Below are 16,649 nucleotides of genomic sequence, written 5' to 3' on the forward strand. Positions count from 1 at the left end.
CGCCGACAGTTTTCGTCATGCCTTCGTCCAGCTCCGCAATCGCAGCCGGACGGTCGGTACGTCGCCGTCGTCGAGGTCCTCGGCCCGCCGTACGGACGCCTTCACCGGCAGGATGTACCGCCCGTCCTTCGGGAACATCGACGTGTCCCAGACGCTCGCGCCGATCTCCGCGGTCACCGGGATCATCCCCCACCCGTACGTGACGAAGTTCGACTCCGCCTCGAAGTACGCGCTCTCCTCGTCCGGGACCGTAATGAAGTACCAGGGCGCCGGCCCCCGCCAATACCAGATCTCCCCCGAGAACTCGACCTCGTTCATCCCGCCCCCAGCCACTCGTCCAGCACTCCCATGAACTCGTCGAGGTGTCCGTACCACACCGAATGCCCCGCACCCGGCACCGACCGGACCCAGAATCCCATCTCCTCCAGCTCCCTGGCCCGCTCCGGCGACACGTAACGGCTCGGGTCGGCCCGCACTACCAGCGACGGCACCGCAGGCCGCTCGACCGCGTGCCCGACGTACGAGCGCTCGAGCGCAACCGCGGTGTCGACGTCGAACCGAGCCGCCGCCTCCGCCTCGACTCGACAATCTTCAGCAGACCAATCTGGCCGGGTAGCCAGCCGCTCCACAGTGCGTGCGGCGCGTGAGGCCGTGAAGCGCTCGCGAAGCTCCGCAGCCGACACCCGCGGGCCCGTGGACGGGCCAGCGAAGGGTACGTCGACATACACCGCGCGACCGGGCCGCAGCCGAGGCAGCGCGTGGGACAGCACGATTGCCCCGAGCGAGTGACCGATGGCGAGCGCAGGTGGCGTATCGACAACAGAGACGACGGCGTCGACGAACAGATCCATCGTCGCGCCAGGATCCCGCGGCGCATCGCCGTGACCGGGCAGGTCGACCGCGACCGCCCGGTACCCGCGGGCTGCAAGGGCGGGGCCGACCTCGTGGTACTGCGAGGCCGCGCCGAGCATGCCGTGGACGAGGAGTGCCACGCGGTCGCCGGATCCCCAGGTGCGCATCAATCGGGGGTGCTTGCGGTGAGGAGGCGGTGGGCTACGAGTTGGCAGGCGGATTGGAGTTCGGGGCCGCCGATGATTCGGAAGGGGGCGCGGATCTCGGAGAGTTTGCCGGCGTACCAGTCGGGTTCGTCGGTGCTGGCGAGGAGGCGGGTGCGGTTCTCGTCGATGGGTTCCAGGCGGCCCATGCTGCGCGGGATCCAGCACGCGGCGTCGTCGAGCGGCGCCTCGATCTCGACCTCGATCGGGTACCGCCAGCCCATCGCCAGGTGTTCCTCGACGGCGGCCAGCGGGTCGAGATCGGCGGGTGCGACGAACGACCCCGGCTGCGCCTCGACCTTGGTGATCTTGTCGACGCGGAGCACGCGCCGGGCGTCCTTGGCGTGCGACCAGCACAGCAGGTACCAGCGACCACGGCGGACGACGACCGCCCACGGGTCGACGTCCATCGGCCACTCGTCCTCGTGGCGGCGGTAGTGGATCGTCACGCGCCGCGAGTCCGCGCTGTGCGAGACGAGGGCGGCGGTGATCTCGGGATCAGGGGTCCGGGCCCCGGGATCGGGTCCGCGCGCGGAGACCCGGCGGATCGCGTCGGTCGACCGGGCAACGGCCTCGGGCAGCACCCGGACGATCTTCCCGAGCGCGTCCTCGACCGGATCCGCGGCGCCGCGCGGTCCTTCGAGGACCGCCATCACCAGGCCGAGCGCCTCGGTCGGGCTGAACATCAACGGCGGCAGCCGCAGGCCCCGCCCGACCCGGTAGCCGCCGTAGGGTCCGCGGACCGACTCGATCGGGATGTCGGCCTCGCGCAGGATCGCGACGTACCGGCGGGCCGCACGCTCGGAGACCCCGAGCTTGTCTCCCAACTGCTCCGCGGTGATGCCGGGACTGTTCTGGATCAGCTCCAGGACCATCAGGGTCCGCGCCGTCGGGCTCACGTCGTACGCCATCAGTCACCATTCCGGAAGAAGGCCGTCCGGAACTGAGGGTAACCCGATTTAACTGCTCAGACGATGAGCGGTTTGTCTGCGACGATCGGGGTCATGCGGGCGGATCGGTTGGTGGCGGTGCTGTTGCTGATGCAGGCCCGGGGCCGGGTGACCGCGGCCGACGTCGCGGCGGAGCTGGAGATCTCGGTGGCGACCGCGCGCCGGGACCTGGAGGCGCTGTCGACGGCCGGCATCCCGGTCTATCCACAGCCGGGGCGCAACGGCGGCTGGCAGCTGGTCGGCGGTGCCCGGACCGATCTGAGCGGGCTGACGGCGACCGAGGCGCAGGCGTTGTTCCTGCTCGTCGGACCTGCGGCGTCCATCGCTCCCGACGCGAAAGCCGCCCTCCGCAAGCTTGTGCGGGCGCTGCCGGATACCTTCCGCGAGCACGCCCAGGCGGCGGCCGAGGCGGTGGTGATCGACCCCGCCCGCTGGGGCGAGCACGTGAAGGAACGGCCAGAGCTGGTACGTCGCCTGCAGGACGCCGTCGTACGCCGGGAACGTGTCCGACTGCTCTACTCGGGACGCGGCCGGGCCACGTCGGAGCGGGTGGTGGATCCGCTCGGTCTCGTGGACAAGGACGACGTCTGGTACCTGATCGCGTGGACCGAGAAGGGCCAGCGGACGTTCCGCATCGATCGGGTGGCCGGCGCCGACGCGACCGGCGAAACCTTCGAGCGGCCGGACGGGTTCGAGCTGTCGACGGCGTGGGCCGAGATCGTCGAGCGGATGGAGGAACGCCGATCGGGGCTGACGGCAACTGTCCTGATGGACGAGCGGTTCGTGTGGGTGATGCAGGACCGGCTTGGCCGCAACTGTGAGGTCGACGGGACCGACGGAGACCGGGTCCGGCTCAAGGTCACCGCGCCCACTCCGTTGATGATCGCGCAGCACCTCGCCGGTTGGGGCGGGTCGATCGAGGTCGTGGATCCGCCGTCGGTGCAGGCGGAGCTGGCGCGACTTGGCCGGGAATTGACGCGGCGCTATGCCGCGGTGGACCACCTGGATGAGTAAGGTGCCGTGGGTCAACGTGTCCCGACACCGCCCCTCGATCAGCCTCAGGAACCATCCGTGACCACATCCCCTCCCCAGCCGCCGCAGAACCCGTACTCAGGTGAGCCGGCCGGCTACGGTCCGCCACCGCAGCAGTTCCCGCAGTACAGCGAGCAGCCCGGCCAGCCTCAGCAGCCAGGTCAGCCCGGTCAGCAGCAGTACGCGGACCAGCAGTACGGCGGCCAGCACTACCAGCAGCCGGGCCAGACGTACCCGCAGGACGGCGGCCAGCAGTACCCGCCGCAGGGCCAGTACCCGGGCCCGCAGTACCAGGGCCAGCAGCAGTACCAGCAGGGCCAGTCGTACCCCCAGCAGGGCCACGCGCCGCAGGGCCAGATGGCATGCCGCTTCTGTGGCGGCTACCCGGCGGTCGAGGCCACCGTGCGCGGCCACCAGGGCCTGATCATCATCATGCGGTTCCTGAAGCTGCAGGGTCCGTTCTGCCGGACCTGCGGGATCGCCTCGGTGCGCGACATGACCGCGAAGAGCCTCTGGCAGGGCTGGTGGGGCATCGGGTCGTCGATCATCAACCCGATCACGATGCTGATGAACATCGGCCCGATGCAGAAGTTCAAGGGCCTTCCGGAGCCGACGCCGGGCCAGGGCCGGCCGATGGACCCGGGCAAGCCGCTGTTCCAGCGACCGGCGATCCTCGGTCTGCTGCTGCCGGTCGCGCTGATCGCGGCGATCGTGTTCGCGAACCTGAACTCGACCGAGTCGAAGGCCAAGATCGGCGCCTGTGTCGTCAACCAGGGCACGTCGGTCAAACCGGACGTGAAGGTCGTCGACTGCACCTCCTCGGAGGCCGAGTACAAGATCGTCGACAAGATCGACGACTCGACCGATGACAGCCAGTGCGGCGAGAGCGCGGAGGCGTCGTACGTCTACCAAAAGGGTTCGACGAAGTACACGCTCTGCCTGACCCCGGTGAAGTAGCGAGTGCGGGGGTCCCGGCAACGGGACCCCCCAGCCTCAGCTGTAGTACCCGTCCACCGGCACGCGCGCCTCGTCGTACAGCGCCGGCCCTTCCAGCGGTACGGCGGGGAAGCCGCCCGTCGACTTGAGTCCGTCGAGCTGCTCACCGGACAGCGCGAACACGACCTTGCCGAGGCCGGACCTCGCGAGCGCTCCCGAGCACATCCCGCACGGCTGGCAGCTCGTGTACATGGTCGTGCCGGCTGCGACCTCGGGCGACAGTTGCTGAGCCGCCCACACCGCGAGCTTCAGCTCCGGGTGGAAGCTGATGTTCCCTTCGGTGATCGTCGTGTTCCGCTCCTCGGCCAGCACGCTGCCGTCGGGGCCGACCAGCAGCGAGCCGAACGGCGGGTTCCCGTTCTTCCGTGCCTCCGCTGCGAGTTCGATCGCACGGCGCAGGAATCCTTCTGCCTCAGGTGTCACGTCGTCTCCAGTCCAGTTCGTCGCGCGGCGATCGTCGCCAGCGCCTGCCAAGCCACCTCGGGCCGTTCGGTCTCGTCGGGGTCGCCGACGAACGGATCGAGTACGACGCTTTGCGCGCCGAGCTCCCGCAGTACGGCGAGATCCTCCATCACCTGCTCGATCGCGCCCTCCCCCGCCACTCGATCATCGTCGCCGAGCGGCTCGTCCGTGAGCCGGAGCAGGATCCGCGGCGCGAATCCGGGCGCCGGCCGGTCCTCCGACGCCGCGACCGTCCGCAGGCGATTCAGCCCGGACCGCAGCTCTGCCATCGTTTGCCGCAGCGGATGCCACGCGTCGCCGTACCGGACGGTCCGCCGCAAGCCCGCCGTACTCGAACCGCCGACCCAGATCGGGATCGCCCCTTCTCCGTAGTCGGCGGTATCGGCCCACGCGCGCCGCAGCTCGGCGAGCACCTCGTCCGTATGCCGACCTCGGTGCGCATGCTCCGCGCCGAGTGCCTCGAACTCCTGCCGCGCCCAGCCGACCCCGACACCGAGCACGAACCGCCCGCCGCTCAACGCGTTGAGGTTCGCCGCCATCCTTGCCACCAGCAACGGATGCCGGTACGGCGCGATCAGCACCGTCGTGCCGAGCCGGACCCGGTCGGTCATCCCGGCCAGCCAACTCAGTGTGGTGAACGGCTCGTAGAACGGCGCGGGGTACTGCTCCGCGACGTCCGGCGTGATCACCACATGGTCGGACACCATCAGCAGGTCGTACCCGAGTCCCTCGACGACGCGCGCCCAGTCCCGCAGCCGCGCCGGATTCGTCCCCGGGCCGAAGTTCGGCACGTTCACTCCAAGTTCCACGCCTTCAGGCTATCCAGGCGACGACCTGGTTCTGAAGACATTCTTCCCGGCGTACGCCGCATCAAGCCGCGAAATCACCGGTAGATTGTGCATATGACCGAGAGTCTCGATCCGACCGACTGGGCGATCCTCAACGAGCTGCAGGAGGATGCCCGGCTGTCGCTGACGCAGCTTGGCAAGCGGGTCAACCTCAGCGCCTCGGCCACCACCGAGCGAGTACGCCGGCTGGAGTCGATCGGCGTGATCACCGGGTACCGCGCGGAGATCGACCTGACGAAGGTCGGCTACCCGGTGCTGGCCGTCGTACGGCTGAAGTACCCCGGTAACAAGCACGAGCCCCTGCACCGCCTGCTGGCCGAGCGGCGCGAGATCCTTGAATGCCTGCGAACCACCGGCGACGACTGCTACACGCTGAAGGTCGCGGCCGCGTCGATGCCGCACCTGGAGGAACTCGTCAACGAGCTCACCGACTTCGGCAGCACAACCACCAACCTCGTCTACTCACAGACCCAGCGCTACCGCGGCCCGCAGAAACCGGTGGCCGATCAGGGCTGAGGGTGAAACCGTTGGCCGGGTGCTGACCGTGCTGGGTGTCGACGTCTCGCCTGACCTGCTGGATCGATGGGTTGATTGGCTAGCGCCGGACGAGCAGCCGTTCTTCGTGACGAAAAGCCAGGCGACTGCCTGGAAGTTGGCGACGGATGATCGGGAGCCGAGCCGCGAGGACCGCGACACGTACCGTACGTACGCGATCGACCGGAAGGCTGCTCGGACTGCGTGGCTGAGCGAGGCGGCGTACGGCGAATTGCCGAAGGCGACGCGGGCGAAGCTGGTCCGGGCGCAGGTGGACTACGACCGTGCGGCAGTTCCGACGGTGAGGAGATGGGCGCGGATCGTCGGCCCGGAGGTTCGGCAGCAGGCGGACGGGCATCGGTTCGTCTGGTGGAAGTCGCTGCTCCGGGAGCCGGCGCGCGTGCTGCCCGACGTCGTCAGCGAGGATCTCGGGCCGAGCCGGCACACAGAGGTCCGGACCTGGCCCGCCGAGTTGCCGCGCGTGCGCGAGTTGGCAGGCACATTCGCGGACGGCAGCGGGCCGAACTGCTTCGGCACCGTGATGGCGGCCTGCGGCACCGAAGGTGCTGAGACAGTCTGGATGCTGCGCGAGCCGTTCGAGGAATGGCTCGCGCAGCACACCGAGCGCGGCGGTAAGGACGACGTACCGGGCACGGTGTTCGTCTGGCGTGACACTGCGCGGCTGGTTCAGCATGCGGCGCTGACCATCGGGGACGGGTGGATGTTGCACAAGCCGTCGCAGTCGTGGATGTCGCCGCGGAAGGTGCGGACGCTCGCCGAGGTGAAGCGCGCCACGCGGACCGCCGGCTGGCGGCTCGAGCGTCATAGGCTGGTCGGGTGAGGTTGCTCGTCACCGGAGCCGCTGGTCTGCTCGGCCGTGAACTCCTGCGCACGGCCGACCACGAGGTTGTGCCTGCGTATCACTCGCAGGTCGTGCCGGGTGGCGTGCAATTCGACGTACGGCGCCGTGACGTGGTGCGCGAGGTGATCCGCAGTGTCCGGCCGGACGGGATCATCCACACCGCCTACAAGCGGGACGACTGGGCCGCGACCGCCGACGGCGCGGTCAACGTCGCGCTGGAGGCGGACGGCGCGCGTCTCGTGTTCGTGTCCAGCGATGCCGTCTTCGGTCCCCGGGAAGCGGCGTACACCGAGCACGAGTTGCCTTGCCCGATCACGCCGTACGGCGCGGCCAAGGCGGCAGCCGAGACGGCGATCTTGGCGATCAGGCCGGGCGCGGTCATCGCGCGGACGTCGATTATCGTCGGATCGGACGGTCGCTCGGGGGAGGAACAGCGCGTACGACGGTTCGCGGCCGGTGAACCTGGTGTCTTCTACACCGGCAACATTCGCTGCCCGGTGCACGTCTCCGACCTCGCGTCGGCGCTGCTCGAGTTGCTCGTCTCCGATGTCATCGGCGTCACCCACGTGGCCGGCCCTCAGGCGATCAGCCGATTCGACCTCGGGCGGCTGATCGCCCTTCGCGACGGTCTCGACCCGCAGGCGCTGCCGTCCGCGCCAGGTACACCGTCGAACATTCGGCTCGACAGCCGCGGTACCCAGGACGTGTTGCAGACCCGGCTTCGGCCGGCGAGCGAGTTCCTGCTCAGTCGGCGTTGACCGTGGTGGTGACCGGGGTGCCGAGTTCGACGGTGCGGCTGACCGTGCAGAGGCGGTCGTGGGACATCTTCACGGCGCGCGGCAGCGCCTCGCGGGCCTTGTCGCCGTCCTCGCCTTCGGGGAAGCGCACGGTGAACTCGACCGCGAGGTTGTCCATCCGGTTGCCTTCCTCGGCGTCCCGGATCTTGTCGCCACGGACGACCGCGCTGAACTCGGTCGGCTCGGCCCGGCGGCTCACCACGACATCGACGTCGATCGCCGAGCAGGTCCCGATCGCCGCGAGCAGCAGCTCGACCGGCGTGAAGTCGGTGTCCTCGCCGCCCGAGCCGATCCGGAGGGTCCCGCCGCGGGCGTTCCGCACCTCGTAGCTGCTGTTCGCCAGGCGCTCGAAGGTCACCTGCCGCAGTGTGTTTGCCATGTCCCGTCACATTCTGTTGCTTGTGGCAACGTCGTAAGGGTCAGAGATTCTCGAGGGCCTCAGCGACGGGTGTGTCCCCGCCGATGAGCTCGAGCGTCCGGCCGATCGAGGCCGGAGCGTCACAGAGGCCGGCCAGCACCAGCGCGACGTCGTCGCGGGTGACCCGGCCGCGACCGGTCTTGTCGGCGAGATACACCGTGCCGGTCCCGGGATCGTCGGTCAGGCTGCCGGGCCGCAGCACCGTCCAGTCCAGGTCCCTGGCCCGCAGATCCTCCTCGGCGGCCCACTTGGCCCGGAGGTAGACCGTGAACGTCTCGTCGTCGGTCAGCGACGGGGCGAGGTCCGCGCCCATCGAGCCGACCTGGATGTGCCGCCGTACGCCGGCCTGCTCGGCAGCGTCCGCGAACAGGGCGGCCGCACCGCGGTCGACGGTGTCCTTGCGCGCGTTCCCGCTGCCCGGCCCGGCGCCCGCCGCGAAGATCGCGACGTCCGCGCCCGCGAGCACCTTGGCGACCGCGCCGACGTCGGCCTGCTCGAGATCCAGTACGGCGGCCTCACCGCCGGCTGCCGCGATGTCGGCCTCGTGGTCCGGGTTCCGCACCACCCCGACCACCTGGTGCCCGTCAGCGCTCAGCAACCGCGTCAGCCGCAACGCGATCTGCCCGTGTCCACCCGCAATCACGACTCGCATACCTGCAGACTATCTCTGTGCCCAACGCAGCAGCCATTGACGGGACGAGGATCGCCTACCAGGTTCGGGGCGTCGGGCAACCACTTCTTCTGCTCGCCGGGCAGTCCAACAACCACACCTGGTGGGATCCGGTCCGCTCGGACTTCGAAGCGCAGTACCGGACGATCGCCCTGGACTGGCGAGGAACCGGCGAGAGCGACAAGCCGGACGAGGTCTACAGCACGGTCGGGTTCGCGGACGACGTGGTCGCCGTGCTCGATGACCTCGGGTTGGACAGCGCGCACGTCTACGGGACGTCCATGGGCGGTCGGGTCGCGCAGTGGCTCGCGATCAACCATCCCCAGCGTGTCGACGCACTCGTCCTGGGCTGTACCTCGCCCGGTGCGGCCCACGGGTACGAGCGAAGCCAGGAGATCCGCAAGGCGCTGGCCGATCCGGAGCGAGCCGATCGCGTGCTGCTCGAGATCATGTACACCCCGGCCTGGCTCGCACACAATCCAGGTCCGTACTACGTGCTCGGTGACCCGACGATGCCGTCGTACGCCAAGCGCAGGCATCTGGTTGCCAGCAACCGGCACGACGCGTGGGACGCCCTACCGTCCATCACCGCGCCGACCCTGATCCTGCACGGCACCGACGACATCTTCAGTCCGGCCGCGAACGCGCAACTGCTCGCCGACCGGATCCCGGGGGCTCGGGCCGAACTCATCACGGGTGCCCGGCACGCCTATTTCCACGAGTTCCGGTCGGTTGCGAGTCCGGCGGTCCTAGCCTTCCTGACCGCCGCGCAGGACGGGTCGTAGCGCGTCCAGGACGGTCGGGTCCTCGATGGTCGACGGGACCGGTTCGTCGCGGCCGTCGGCGATTCCGCGCATCGTTCGGCGCAGGATCTTGCCCGACCGGGTCTTCGGCAGCGCATCGACCACCGACACGTCCCGGAACGCGGCGACCGGCCCGATCTCCCGCCGTACGGCGGCCACCAGCTCGTCCCGCAGTACGTCGTCCGAGACCGTCGCGCCTGCCTTGAGTACGACGAGTGCCCGTGGCAGCTGCCCCTTCAGCGCGTCGTGCACACCGATCACCGCACACTCCGCGACCGCCGGGTTGGCCGCGACGACCGCCTCGATCGAGCCCGTCGACAAGCGGTGGCCGGCCACGTTGATGACGTCGTCGGTGCGGCCCATCACGAAGATGTAGCCGTCGTCGTCGATGAACCCGCCGTCCCCGGTCAGGTAGTAGCCGTCGTACTCCTTGAGGTAGCTGTCGATGTAGCGCTGGTCGTCGCCCCACAGCGTCGGCAGGGCGCCCGGCGGCAGCGGCAGCTTGATCGCGATCGCGCCCTCCTCGTGTGCGAGCAACTCCTTGCCGTACGGGTCGAGGATCTGCACGTTCCAGCCCGGCATCGGCACGGTCGCCGAGCCCGGCTTGGTCGGCAGCGGCTCGAGTCCGCGCGGGTTGGCCGCGATCGGCCAGCCGGTCTCGGTCTGCCACCAGTGGTCGACGACCGGTACGCCGAGATGCTCGTGCGCCCAGTGATACGTCTCCGGGTCGAGCCGCTCCCCCGCCAGGAACAACGTCCGGAACCTGTCCAGCGGGTACTTCGCCAGCTCGGCCGCCTCGGGATCGACCTTCTTGATCGCGCGGATCGCGGTCGGCGCCGTGAACAACGCCTTCACGCCGTGCTCGGAGATCACCCGCCAGAACGCGCCCGCGTCCGGCGTCCCGACTGGTTTGCCTTCGTACAGGACAGTGGTCGCTCCGACCAGGAGTGGCGCGTAGACGATGTACGAGTGGCCGACGACCCAGCCGACGTCGGACGCGGTCCACCACACGTCACCCGGCCCGATGTCGTACACGTTGCGCATCGTCCAGGCGAGTGCGACCGCGTGACCGCCGTTGTCACGGACGACGCCCTTCGGACGTCCCGTCGTACCCGACGTGTAGAGGATGTAGAGCGGGTCGGTCGCTCCGACCTGCGCCGGGCCTGCCGGCTGGGTCTTCGCGGTCAGCGTGGCCCAGTCGAGATCGCGTTCGCCCAGTTCAGCGGGGGCTTGTTCGCGCTGGAAGACGACGGTGTGCTCGGGCTGGTGCGACGAGATCTTCAGCGCCTCGTCGATGATCGGCTTGTACTCGACGATCCGGGTCGGCTCGATGCCGCACGAAGCTGCGACGATCACGCGCGGCCCGGCGTCCTCGATCCGGGCGGCGAGCTCACGCGGCGCGAAGCCGCCGAACACCACCGAGTGGATCGCCCCGAGTCGCGCGCAGGCCAGCATCGCGACGACCGCCTCCGGGATCATCGGCATGTAGACGATCACCCGGTCGCCCTTGCCGACACCCAGCGACGCGAGCGCGCCCGCGAACATCGCCACCTCGTCCCGCAGTTGCGCGTAGGTGTAGGTGCGGCCGGTTCCCGTCACGGGTGAGTCGTAGATCAGGGCGGTTCGCTGCCCGTTGCCGGCTTCGACATGCCGGTCGAGCGCGTTGTACGACGTGTTCAGCGTCCCGTCCGGGAACCAGTGGTAGATCGGGGCATGTGTCGCGTCGAGCGCCCGGGTCGGTGCCTTCGTCCAGGTGATCGCCTCGGCCGCCTCGAGCCAGAACCCGTGCGGGTCGTCAAGACTGCGCCGGTAAGTCTCCTCGTACGCGCCCATCCCATGGCCTCCCGTCCGTCGGCTGTTCACCATCGTGGCAGGGTTGAGGCATGACGGTAAGCCTCGACGACGTGAAGCAGGCCGCGGAGCGCATTGCCGGGCGGGTACGACGTACGCCGGTGATCGAGGTGGCGCCGGGACTCACGTTCAAGCTGGAACTGCTCCAGCACACCGGTTCGTTCAAGCCGCGCGGCGCGTTCAATCGGCTACTCACCGCGAAGGACAGTGGCGCCCTGACTGGACAGGGCATCGTCGCCGCGTCCGGCGGCAACCACGGGCTGGCGGCGGCCTACGCCGCCCGCGAACTCGGCGTACCGGCCCGGATCTTCGTCCCCGAGACGACACCGGCCGCGAAGCTCGGCAAGCTGCGGACCCTCGACGCGGACATCGTGCAGGTCGGATCGGAGTACGCCGAGGCGTACCAGGCGGCGCTCGCGGCGCGGGACGAGACGGGGGCGCTGCTGGTGCACGCCTACGACCAGCCTGAGGTCGTCGCCGGGCAGGGCACGGTCGGCCTCGAACTGCTCGAACAGGCCGGCCTGTTCGACACGGTCCTCGTCGCGGTCGGTGGCGGCGGACTGATCGCCGGCATCGCAACCGCCATCGGCGACAACGCGCAGGTGGTCAGCGTGGAACCGGCGCTCGCCCCGACCCTGCAGCGGGCGCTCGAAGCCGGCGAGCCGACCGATGGAGCCGTCGGCGGAGTGGCCGCGGACTCGCTCGGTGCGCGCCGCATCGGTTCACTGGCCTTCGAGGCTGCCCAGACGTACGGCGTCCGGCCGGTGCTCGTCGACGACGAGGCGATCGTTGCTGCCCGCAAGGAGCTGTGGCGGCAGTACCACCTGGCAACCGAGCACGGTGGTGCAACGGCGTACGCCGCGTTGCTGTCGGGGGCCTACCGCCCGGCTGCCGGTGAGCGCGTGGTCGTTGTGGTCTGCGGAGCGAACACCGACCCTGCCACGCTCATTTGACGCGTTGCTGCTTGTCGTCGGCCAGGACCCAGGCCGCGAGCACACCGGCGATGCCACCGAACAGGTGACCCTGCCAGGAGATCCCGTCCTGCGGCAGCAGTCCGCCGAGCAGCGCGCTGCCCCAGACCATCACGACGATGATGCCGAGCAGCACCTGTCCGAGCCGGCGGTTGAACAGCCCGCGGAGGATCAGGTACGACGCATACCCGAAGACCAGTCCGCTGGCGCCGATCGTGATCGTGTTCGGCGGTGAGATCAGCCAGGTCCCGAACCCGCCGATCACCGTCACGATCGCGGTCACCGCGAACAGCCGGGCCGCGCCGCTGACCGCGATCAGCGCGCCGAGCGTGACCAGCGGCAGCGTGTTCGAGATCAGGTGACCGAACCCGAGATGCAGGAACGGCGCGGTCAGGATCCCGATCAGGCCGCGGGGCTCGCGGGAGATGATCCCGTACTGGTCGAGCGCGCCTTGCGTCGCGGTGTCGACGACCTCGCTGAGCCACATCAGCCCCACCAGAGCAACGAGCAGCTTCAGCCCACTCCCGATCCGGGCGGTGTCCACAGCCCGCCCGCTCCGCTTCGCCGGAGTCTGATAGCTCATCCACGTCCTCGCTTCGCTCCGGGCGCGGATGAGGCGCGGCCCGCACTGTGCCTATTGATGAACTCGCTGCGCTCGTCCATGCCCCCAACGATGCCGCATCACCTCAAATCTCAACCCGTGACGGGCGCGGCGACAGCGGACAGTGATCCCTGAGATACTACGAGTGGCATTCGTCGAGGTGAGGGGGAACGATGCCGGTAGCTGTCTATGTCCTCGGGCTGAGCATCTTCGCGCAGGGCACGTCCGAACTGATGCTCGCCGGACTGCTTCCGGAACTCGCCACCGATCTGCACGTCTCGATCCCCCAGGCCGGGCTGCTGATCTCCGCGTTCGCCATCGGCATGCTCGTCGGAGCCCCGGTCCTCGCGGTCGTCACGCTCACCTGGTCCCGCCGTACGGCGCTGCTCGTCTTCCTCACGATCTTCGCGCTCACCCACATCGCGGGCGCCCTGACCTCGAGCTACGCCGTACTGCTCGCCACCCGGATCGTCGGAGCCTTCGTGTACGCCGGGTTCTGGTCGGTGGCCGCGGTGACCGTAGTCGCGCTCGTACCGGCGAACGCCCGCGCACGGGCGATGAGCATCGTCACCGGCGGCCTCACGATCGCGACCATCGTCGGTCTCCCGCTCGGAACCCTCCTGGGCCAGCACCTCGGCTGGCAGTCGGCGTTCTGGACCGTGGCCGGCCTGTGCGTCCTCGCAATGGCCGGCGTGCTCGCGACCCTGCCGGCCGGTCGGCCTGACCTCGCGAGCGCACCCCGGCTCGCCGACGAGCTTCGGGTGCTCCGCAACGCACGGCTCTGGCTCGCGTTCGGTACGACGGCGTTGGCGACTGCCACGATCCTCGTCGTCTTCAGCTACCTCGCTCCGCTGCTGATCCAGACGACAGGGCTTCCGCCCGGCGCCGTTCCCGGCGTACTCGCTCTCTACGGTCTCGGCTCGTTCATCGGGATCACTCTCGGCGGCCGGTTCGCCGACGCACTCCCGTTCCACACGTTGTTCATCAGCATCACCGGGCTGCTCGTCCTGTCCGGCGTACTGGCAGTCACCGCGTCCGTCCCAGCTGTCGCGATCGCTGTGATCGCGCTGCTCGGCGGCTTCGGGTTCGCCGCGAACCCGGCGCTCAACGCCCGCGTGTTCAGCCTGGCCGGTGACGCGCCGACGCTCGCGACCGCGACGAACTTCTCCGCGTTCAACGTCGGCATCACGGCCGGGCCGTGGCTCGGCGGCCTCGCGATCGACGCCGGCGCGGGTTACCCCGCGCTCGGCTGGATCGCTGTAGTCATCGGGCTCGTGGCCCTGGGCACTGTCCTGGTCGCGGCATTCCTGCCCGTCAGTTCACCGGACCTTGCGGGTCGAGGTGCGACGGATCGAAGTCGGCGTGCCGGTTGAACACGTACTTGTTCAGCAACCAGGTGATGATCCACAGCCCGACCCCCACGAGCATCAGCCAGCCGGCGATCTTGTAGTCCGCCGACGCCCGTCCGGACAACGGGCTCGCCAGGTACACGCACAGGACGACGCCCAGCACCGGCAACGCGGTCGGCGCGCGGAAGTGTTTGTGCTCGACCCGGTCCCGCCGCAGGATCAGCACCGCGACGTTCACGATCGCGAACACGCACAGCAGCAGGAACGCCGTCGTGCCACCGAGCGCCGCGAGATCGGCGTACCCGATCAGGACGAACGCGAGCAGCGTGGTGAAAAGGATCGCGATGTACGGCGTACGGCGCCGGCGGAGCACCCGGCCGAGCGGACCGGGCAGCACCTGCTCGTGCGACATGCCGTACAGCAGACGGCTGGCCATCAGCATGTTGATCAGCGCCGAGTTCGCCACCGCGAACATCGTGATCCACGCGAACAGTTCGAGCGGGAACCCGGGTGCTCCGGCCTGGACGACCTTGAGCAGCGGCGTCGCGCCCTTGTTCAGCTCGTCCGGCGAGACCAGCGCGACCGCGGAGATCGCGACCAGCACGTAGATGACGCCGGTGATGCACAGCCCGATCAGCATGATCTTCGGGAAGATCCGCACCGGGTCCTTGGTCTCCTCCGCCATGTTCACCGAGTCCTCGAACCCGACCATCGCGAAGAACGCCAGCGCGGTCGCGGCCGTCACCGCGCTGAACGGGGACTCGCCCTCGGGGACCTTGAAGTCGGTCAGCCGGGAGGTGTCGCCGTCGCCGCCGATCAGCGCCCAGGCGCCGATCCCGATCACGATCAGCAGACCGCTCAGCTCGACGCAGGTGAGCACGACGTTCGCCTTGACGCTCTCGCCGACCCCGCGCAGGTTCACCAGCGCGATCAGCGTCATGAAGCCGAGCGCGGTGATCATCAGCAGCGCGCCGCGGTCGGCGTCGATGTGCGCGGCGGAGAAGAAGTTGGCCGCGAACGCCTTCGACGCGCTCGACGCCGAGGTCAGGCCGGAGCACATCACCGCGAACGTGAGCAGGAACGTGAGGAAATGAATCCCGAACGCCTTGTGCGTGTAGACCGCCGCGCCACCGGCCTTCGGGTACTTCGTGACGAGCTCGAGATAGCTGGTCGCCGTCAGCAGCGCGACCACGAACGCGCACAGGAACGGCAGCCAGACCGCGCCGCCGACCTCACCGGCGACCTTGCCGGTCAGCGCGTACACACCGGTCCCGAGGATGTCCCCGACGACGAACAGCAGGAGCAGTCCGGGGCCCATGACCCGCTTCAGCTCAGGACGCTCACCAGATTGCACTACTGCGGCGGAATCACTCATGAAGGCTCCCCGGAGTCGATCTGACAGCATGTGGCCCGTGATGCACCTTCGACTCATCGTCCCATCGGACCGCAGCGAGCGCGTCCTGAACACGCTCGTCGCCGACCCACGAGTCACCAGCATCGTCCGGTTTCCCGGCGCCGCCCGCCGCCCCGAAGGCGACGTCGTCGAGTGCGACGTGACCCGCGAAGCCACGTCCGACATCCTCACCTGGCTCAAGGCACAGGGCCTGTACGACGAGGGCTCTGTGGCGCTGGCCTCCGTGGACGCGGCGCCGTCGCGGAACGCTCAGGCCGCGGAGAAGGCGGCGCCGGGCGCGCCTGACGACGCGGTCATCTGGGACGCCGTCGTGGACCAGGCGTACAACGAGGCCGGCGGGTCCTGGGTGTACTACGCGTTCCTCACGCTGGCGACCATGATCGCCTCGGTCGCCGTGATCACCGACTCCGCGATCCTCGTCGTCGGCGCCATGGTGGTCGGTCCGGAGTTCGGCGTCGTCGCTGCTCTGGCCGTCGGCATCTTCCTGCGCAAGGGCGGGCTGACCCAGCGGTCGTTGTCGCTGCTGGTCAAGGGGTTCGTGCTCGCGATCGCACTGACAGCACTCACGGCGTTGCTGGCCCGCGCGGTCGGCTGGGTCGACGTCAGTGACGTCACGGCGGCGCGGCCGCTCACCGGCTTCATCTGGCGACCCGACAGGTGGTCCGCGGTGGTCGCCGTACTCGCTGGGTGCGCCGGCGTGTTGTCGCAGACCGCCGGCCGTGGCAACGCGCTGGTCGGTGTGTTCATCTCCGTCACGACGGTTCCCGCCGCGGGCGACCTCGCGCTGTCCGTCGCCCTGTGGGCACCGCACCAGATCGGCGGATCCGCGACCCAACTCGGCATCAACCTTGCCGGAATGACCGCCGCCGGCGTCGTCACCCTGATGCTGCAGCGACTGATCTGGCGCAGCTACCTGAAGGTGAAGCGAAGGACGGGCGCGCGCGTTGAGGCTTGACCAGACGTCCCCTGTCCGATCCGCGCGCGCCCGGCACCGTCAGACATACCCCACCTGAGGGGTCCCCGCACCTGCGAGTGT

The 16,649-nt window shown here is 69.3% G+C and carries 19 protein-coding genes; 9 read left to right on the plus strand and 10 right to left on the minus strand.

Annotated elements, in window-relative coordinates; genetic code table 11:
* Positions 1-15 precede the first annotated feature (15 nt).
* The 3 genes from EV137_RS02325 to EV137_RS02335 are packed head-to-tail and all read right to left on the minus strand — an operon-like array spanning position 16 to position 1,966.
* Entirely contained in the window at positions 16-318 is a 303-nt protein-coding gene (locus tag EV137_RS02325) for a DUF1905 domain-containing protein (protein WP_134010203.1), read from the minus strand.
* Positions 315-1,019 (minus strand): alpha/beta fold hydrolase, encoded by a 705-nt coding sequence (locus EV137_RS02330; protein WP_134126207.1) that lies wholly within the window; start codon positions 1,017-1,019, stop codon positions 315-317. Before EV137_RS02330 ends, EV137_RS02325 begins: the two co-directional genes overlap by 4 nt.
* Positions 1,019-1,966 carry a helix-turn-helix transcriptional regulator gene (locus EV137_RS02335; protein ID WP_134126209.1) on the minus strand — a complete coding sequence of 316 codons (948 nt, stop codon included), beginning with the start codon at positions 1,964-1,966 and terminating at the stop codon, positions 1,019-1,021. Before EV137_RS02335 ends, EV137_RS02330 begins: the two co-directional genes overlap by 1 nt.
* Before the next feature lie 63 nt (positions 1,967-2,029).
* On the opposite strand from EV137_RS02335, the gene EV137_RS02340 reads away from it, so the two are divergent.
* Positions 2,030-3,019: a helix-turn-helix transcriptional regulator gene (locus EV137_RS02340; protein ID WP_238175044.1), complete on the plus strand. Its 990-nt coding sequence runs from the start codon at positions 2,030-2,032 to the stop codon at positions 3,017-3,019.
* A 57-nt stretch (positions 3,020-3,076) separates the two neighbouring features.
* Positions 3,077-3,994: an LppU/SCO3897 family protein gene (locus EV137_RS02345; protein WP_134126211.1), complete on the plus strand. Its 918-nt coding sequence runs from the start codon at positions 3,077-3,079 to the stop codon at positions 3,992-3,994.
* Positions 3,995-4,030: 36 nt separating this feature from the next.
* Here EV137_RS02345 and EV137_RS02350 read toward each other — a convergent pair whose 3' ends face one another.
* A complete protein-coding gene (locus EV137_RS02350) occupies positions 4,031-4,456 on the minus strand; it encodes a nucleoside deaminase (protein ID WP_134010195.1) in 426 nt (141 codons plus the stop codon).
* The gene (locus EV137_RS02355) at positions 4,453-5,304 is read right to left on the minus strand and encodes an LLM class flavin-dependent oxidoreductase (RefSeq protein ID WP_134126213.1); all 852 of its coding nucleotides are present in this window, start codon (positions 5,302-5,304) and stop codon (positions 4,453-4,455) included. Before EV137_RS02355 ends, EV137_RS02350 begins: the two co-directional genes overlap by 4 nt.
* Positions 5,305-5,397: 93 nt before the next feature.
* On the opposite strand from EV137_RS02355, the gene EV137_RS02360 reads away from it, so the two are divergent.
* Genes EV137_RS02360 through EV137_RS02370 form a run of 3 tightly spaced genes read left to right on the plus strand, consistent with a single transcriptional unit; the run spans position 5,398 to position 7,497 of the window.
* Positions 5,398-5,859, plus strand: coding sequence for an Lrp/AsnC family transcriptional regulator (locus EV137_RS02360; protein WP_134010191.1), 462 nt, complete (start codon positions 5,398-5,400; stop codon positions 5,857-5,859).
* A gap of 19 nt (positions 5,860-5,878) precedes the next feature.
* Positions 5,879-6,718: a hypothetical protein gene (locus EV137_RS02365; RefSeq protein ID WP_238175045.1), complete on the plus strand. Its 840-nt coding sequence runs from the start codon at positions 5,879-5,881 to the stop codon at positions 6,716-6,718.
* The gene (locus EV137_RS02370; RefSeq protein WP_134126215.1) at positions 6,715-7,497 is read left to right on the plus strand and encodes an SDR family oxidoreductase; all 783 of its coding nucleotides are present in this window, start codon (positions 6,715-6,717) and stop codon (positions 7,495-7,497) included. Before EV137_RS02365 ends, EV137_RS02370 begins: the two co-directional genes overlap by 4 nt.
* On the opposite strand, the gene EV137_RS02375 is transcribed toward EV137_RS02370, so the two are convergent.
* Together EV137_RS02375 and EV137_RS02380 are read right to left on the minus strand one after the other, a co-directional pair.
* Positions 7,484-7,915, minus strand: coding sequence for an OsmC family protein (locus tag EV137_RS02375; protein WP_134126217.1), 432 nt, complete (start codon positions 7,913-7,915; stop codon positions 7,484-7,486). The genes EV137_RS02370 and EV137_RS02375 overlap by 14 nt on opposite strands.
* Before the next feature lie 40 nt (positions 7,916-7,955).
* Positions 7,956-8,606, minus strand: coding sequence for an SDR family oxidoreductase (locus EV137_RS02380; RefSeq protein ID WP_134126219.1), 651 nt, complete (start codon positions 8,604-8,606; stop codon positions 7,956-7,958).
* Between the two features lie 17 nt (positions 8,607-8,623).
* Between EV137_RS02380 and EV137_RS02385 the strand changes: the two genes are divergently transcribed.
* Positions 8,624-9,409, plus strand: coding sequence for an alpha/beta fold hydrolase (locus tag EV137_RS02385; RefSeq protein ID WP_134126221.1), 786 nt, complete (start codon positions 8,624-8,626; stop codon positions 9,407-9,409).
* Here the strand turns inward: EV137_RS02385 and EV137_RS02390 are convergent.
* Positions 9,374-11,293: a propionyl-CoA synthetase gene (locus EV137_RS02390; protein WP_305000143.1), complete on the minus strand. Its 1,920-nt coding sequence runs from the start codon at positions 11,291-11,293 to the stop codon at positions 9,374-9,376. The two genes, EV137_RS02385 and EV137_RS02390, sit on opposite strands and share 36 nt — an antisense overlap.
* A 17-nt stretch (positions 11,294-11,310) precedes the next feature.
* Here EV137_RS02390 and EV137_RS02395 point away from each other — a divergent pair, with 17 nt between their 5' ends.
* Positions 11,311-12,231, plus strand: coding sequence for a threonine/serine dehydratase (locus EV137_RS02395; RefSeq protein ID WP_134126223.1), 921 nt, complete (start codon positions 11,311-11,313; stop codon positions 12,229-12,231).
* On the opposite strand, the gene EV137_RS02400 is transcribed toward EV137_RS02395, so the two are convergent.
* Positions 12,224-12,832, minus strand: coding sequence for a rhomboid family intramembrane serine protease (locus EV137_RS02400; RefSeq protein ID WP_134126225.1), 609 nt, complete (start codon positions 12,830-12,832; stop codon positions 12,224-12,226). The genes EV137_RS02395 and EV137_RS02400 overlap by 8 nt on opposite strands.
* A gap of 191 nt (positions 12,833-13,023) precedes the next feature.
* Here EV137_RS02400 and EV137_RS02405 point away from each other — a divergent pair, with 191 nt between their 5' ends.
* A complete protein-coding gene (locus EV137_RS02405; RefSeq protein WP_134126227.1) occupies positions 13,024-14,223 on the plus strand; it encodes a Cmx/CmrA family chloramphenicol efflux MFS transporter in 1,200 nt (399 codons plus the stop codon).
* Here the strand turns inward: EV137_RS02405 and EV137_RS02410 are convergent.
* Positions 14,165-15,574 (minus strand): APC family permease, encoded by a 1,410-nt coding sequence (locus tag EV137_RS02410; RefSeq protein ID WP_134010171.1) that lies wholly within the window; start codon positions 15,572-15,574, stop codon positions 14,165-14,167. The genes EV137_RS02405 and EV137_RS02410 overlap by 59 nt on opposite strands.
* A gap of 40 nt (positions 15,575-15,614) precedes the next feature.
* Between EV137_RS02410 and EV137_RS02415 the strand changes: the two genes are divergently transcribed.
* Entirely contained in the window at positions 15,615-16,568 is a 954-nt protein-coding gene (locus EV137_RS02415) for a DUF389 domain-containing protein (RefSeq protein WP_134129286.1), read from the plus strand.
* Positions 16,569-16,649: the final 81 nt, after the last annotated feature.

The sequence above is a fragment of the Kribbella pratensis genome, from assembly GCF_004366075.1.
Lineage (GTDB): Bacteria > Actinomycetota > Actinomycetes > Propionibacteriales > Kribbellaceae > Kribbella > Kribbella pratensis.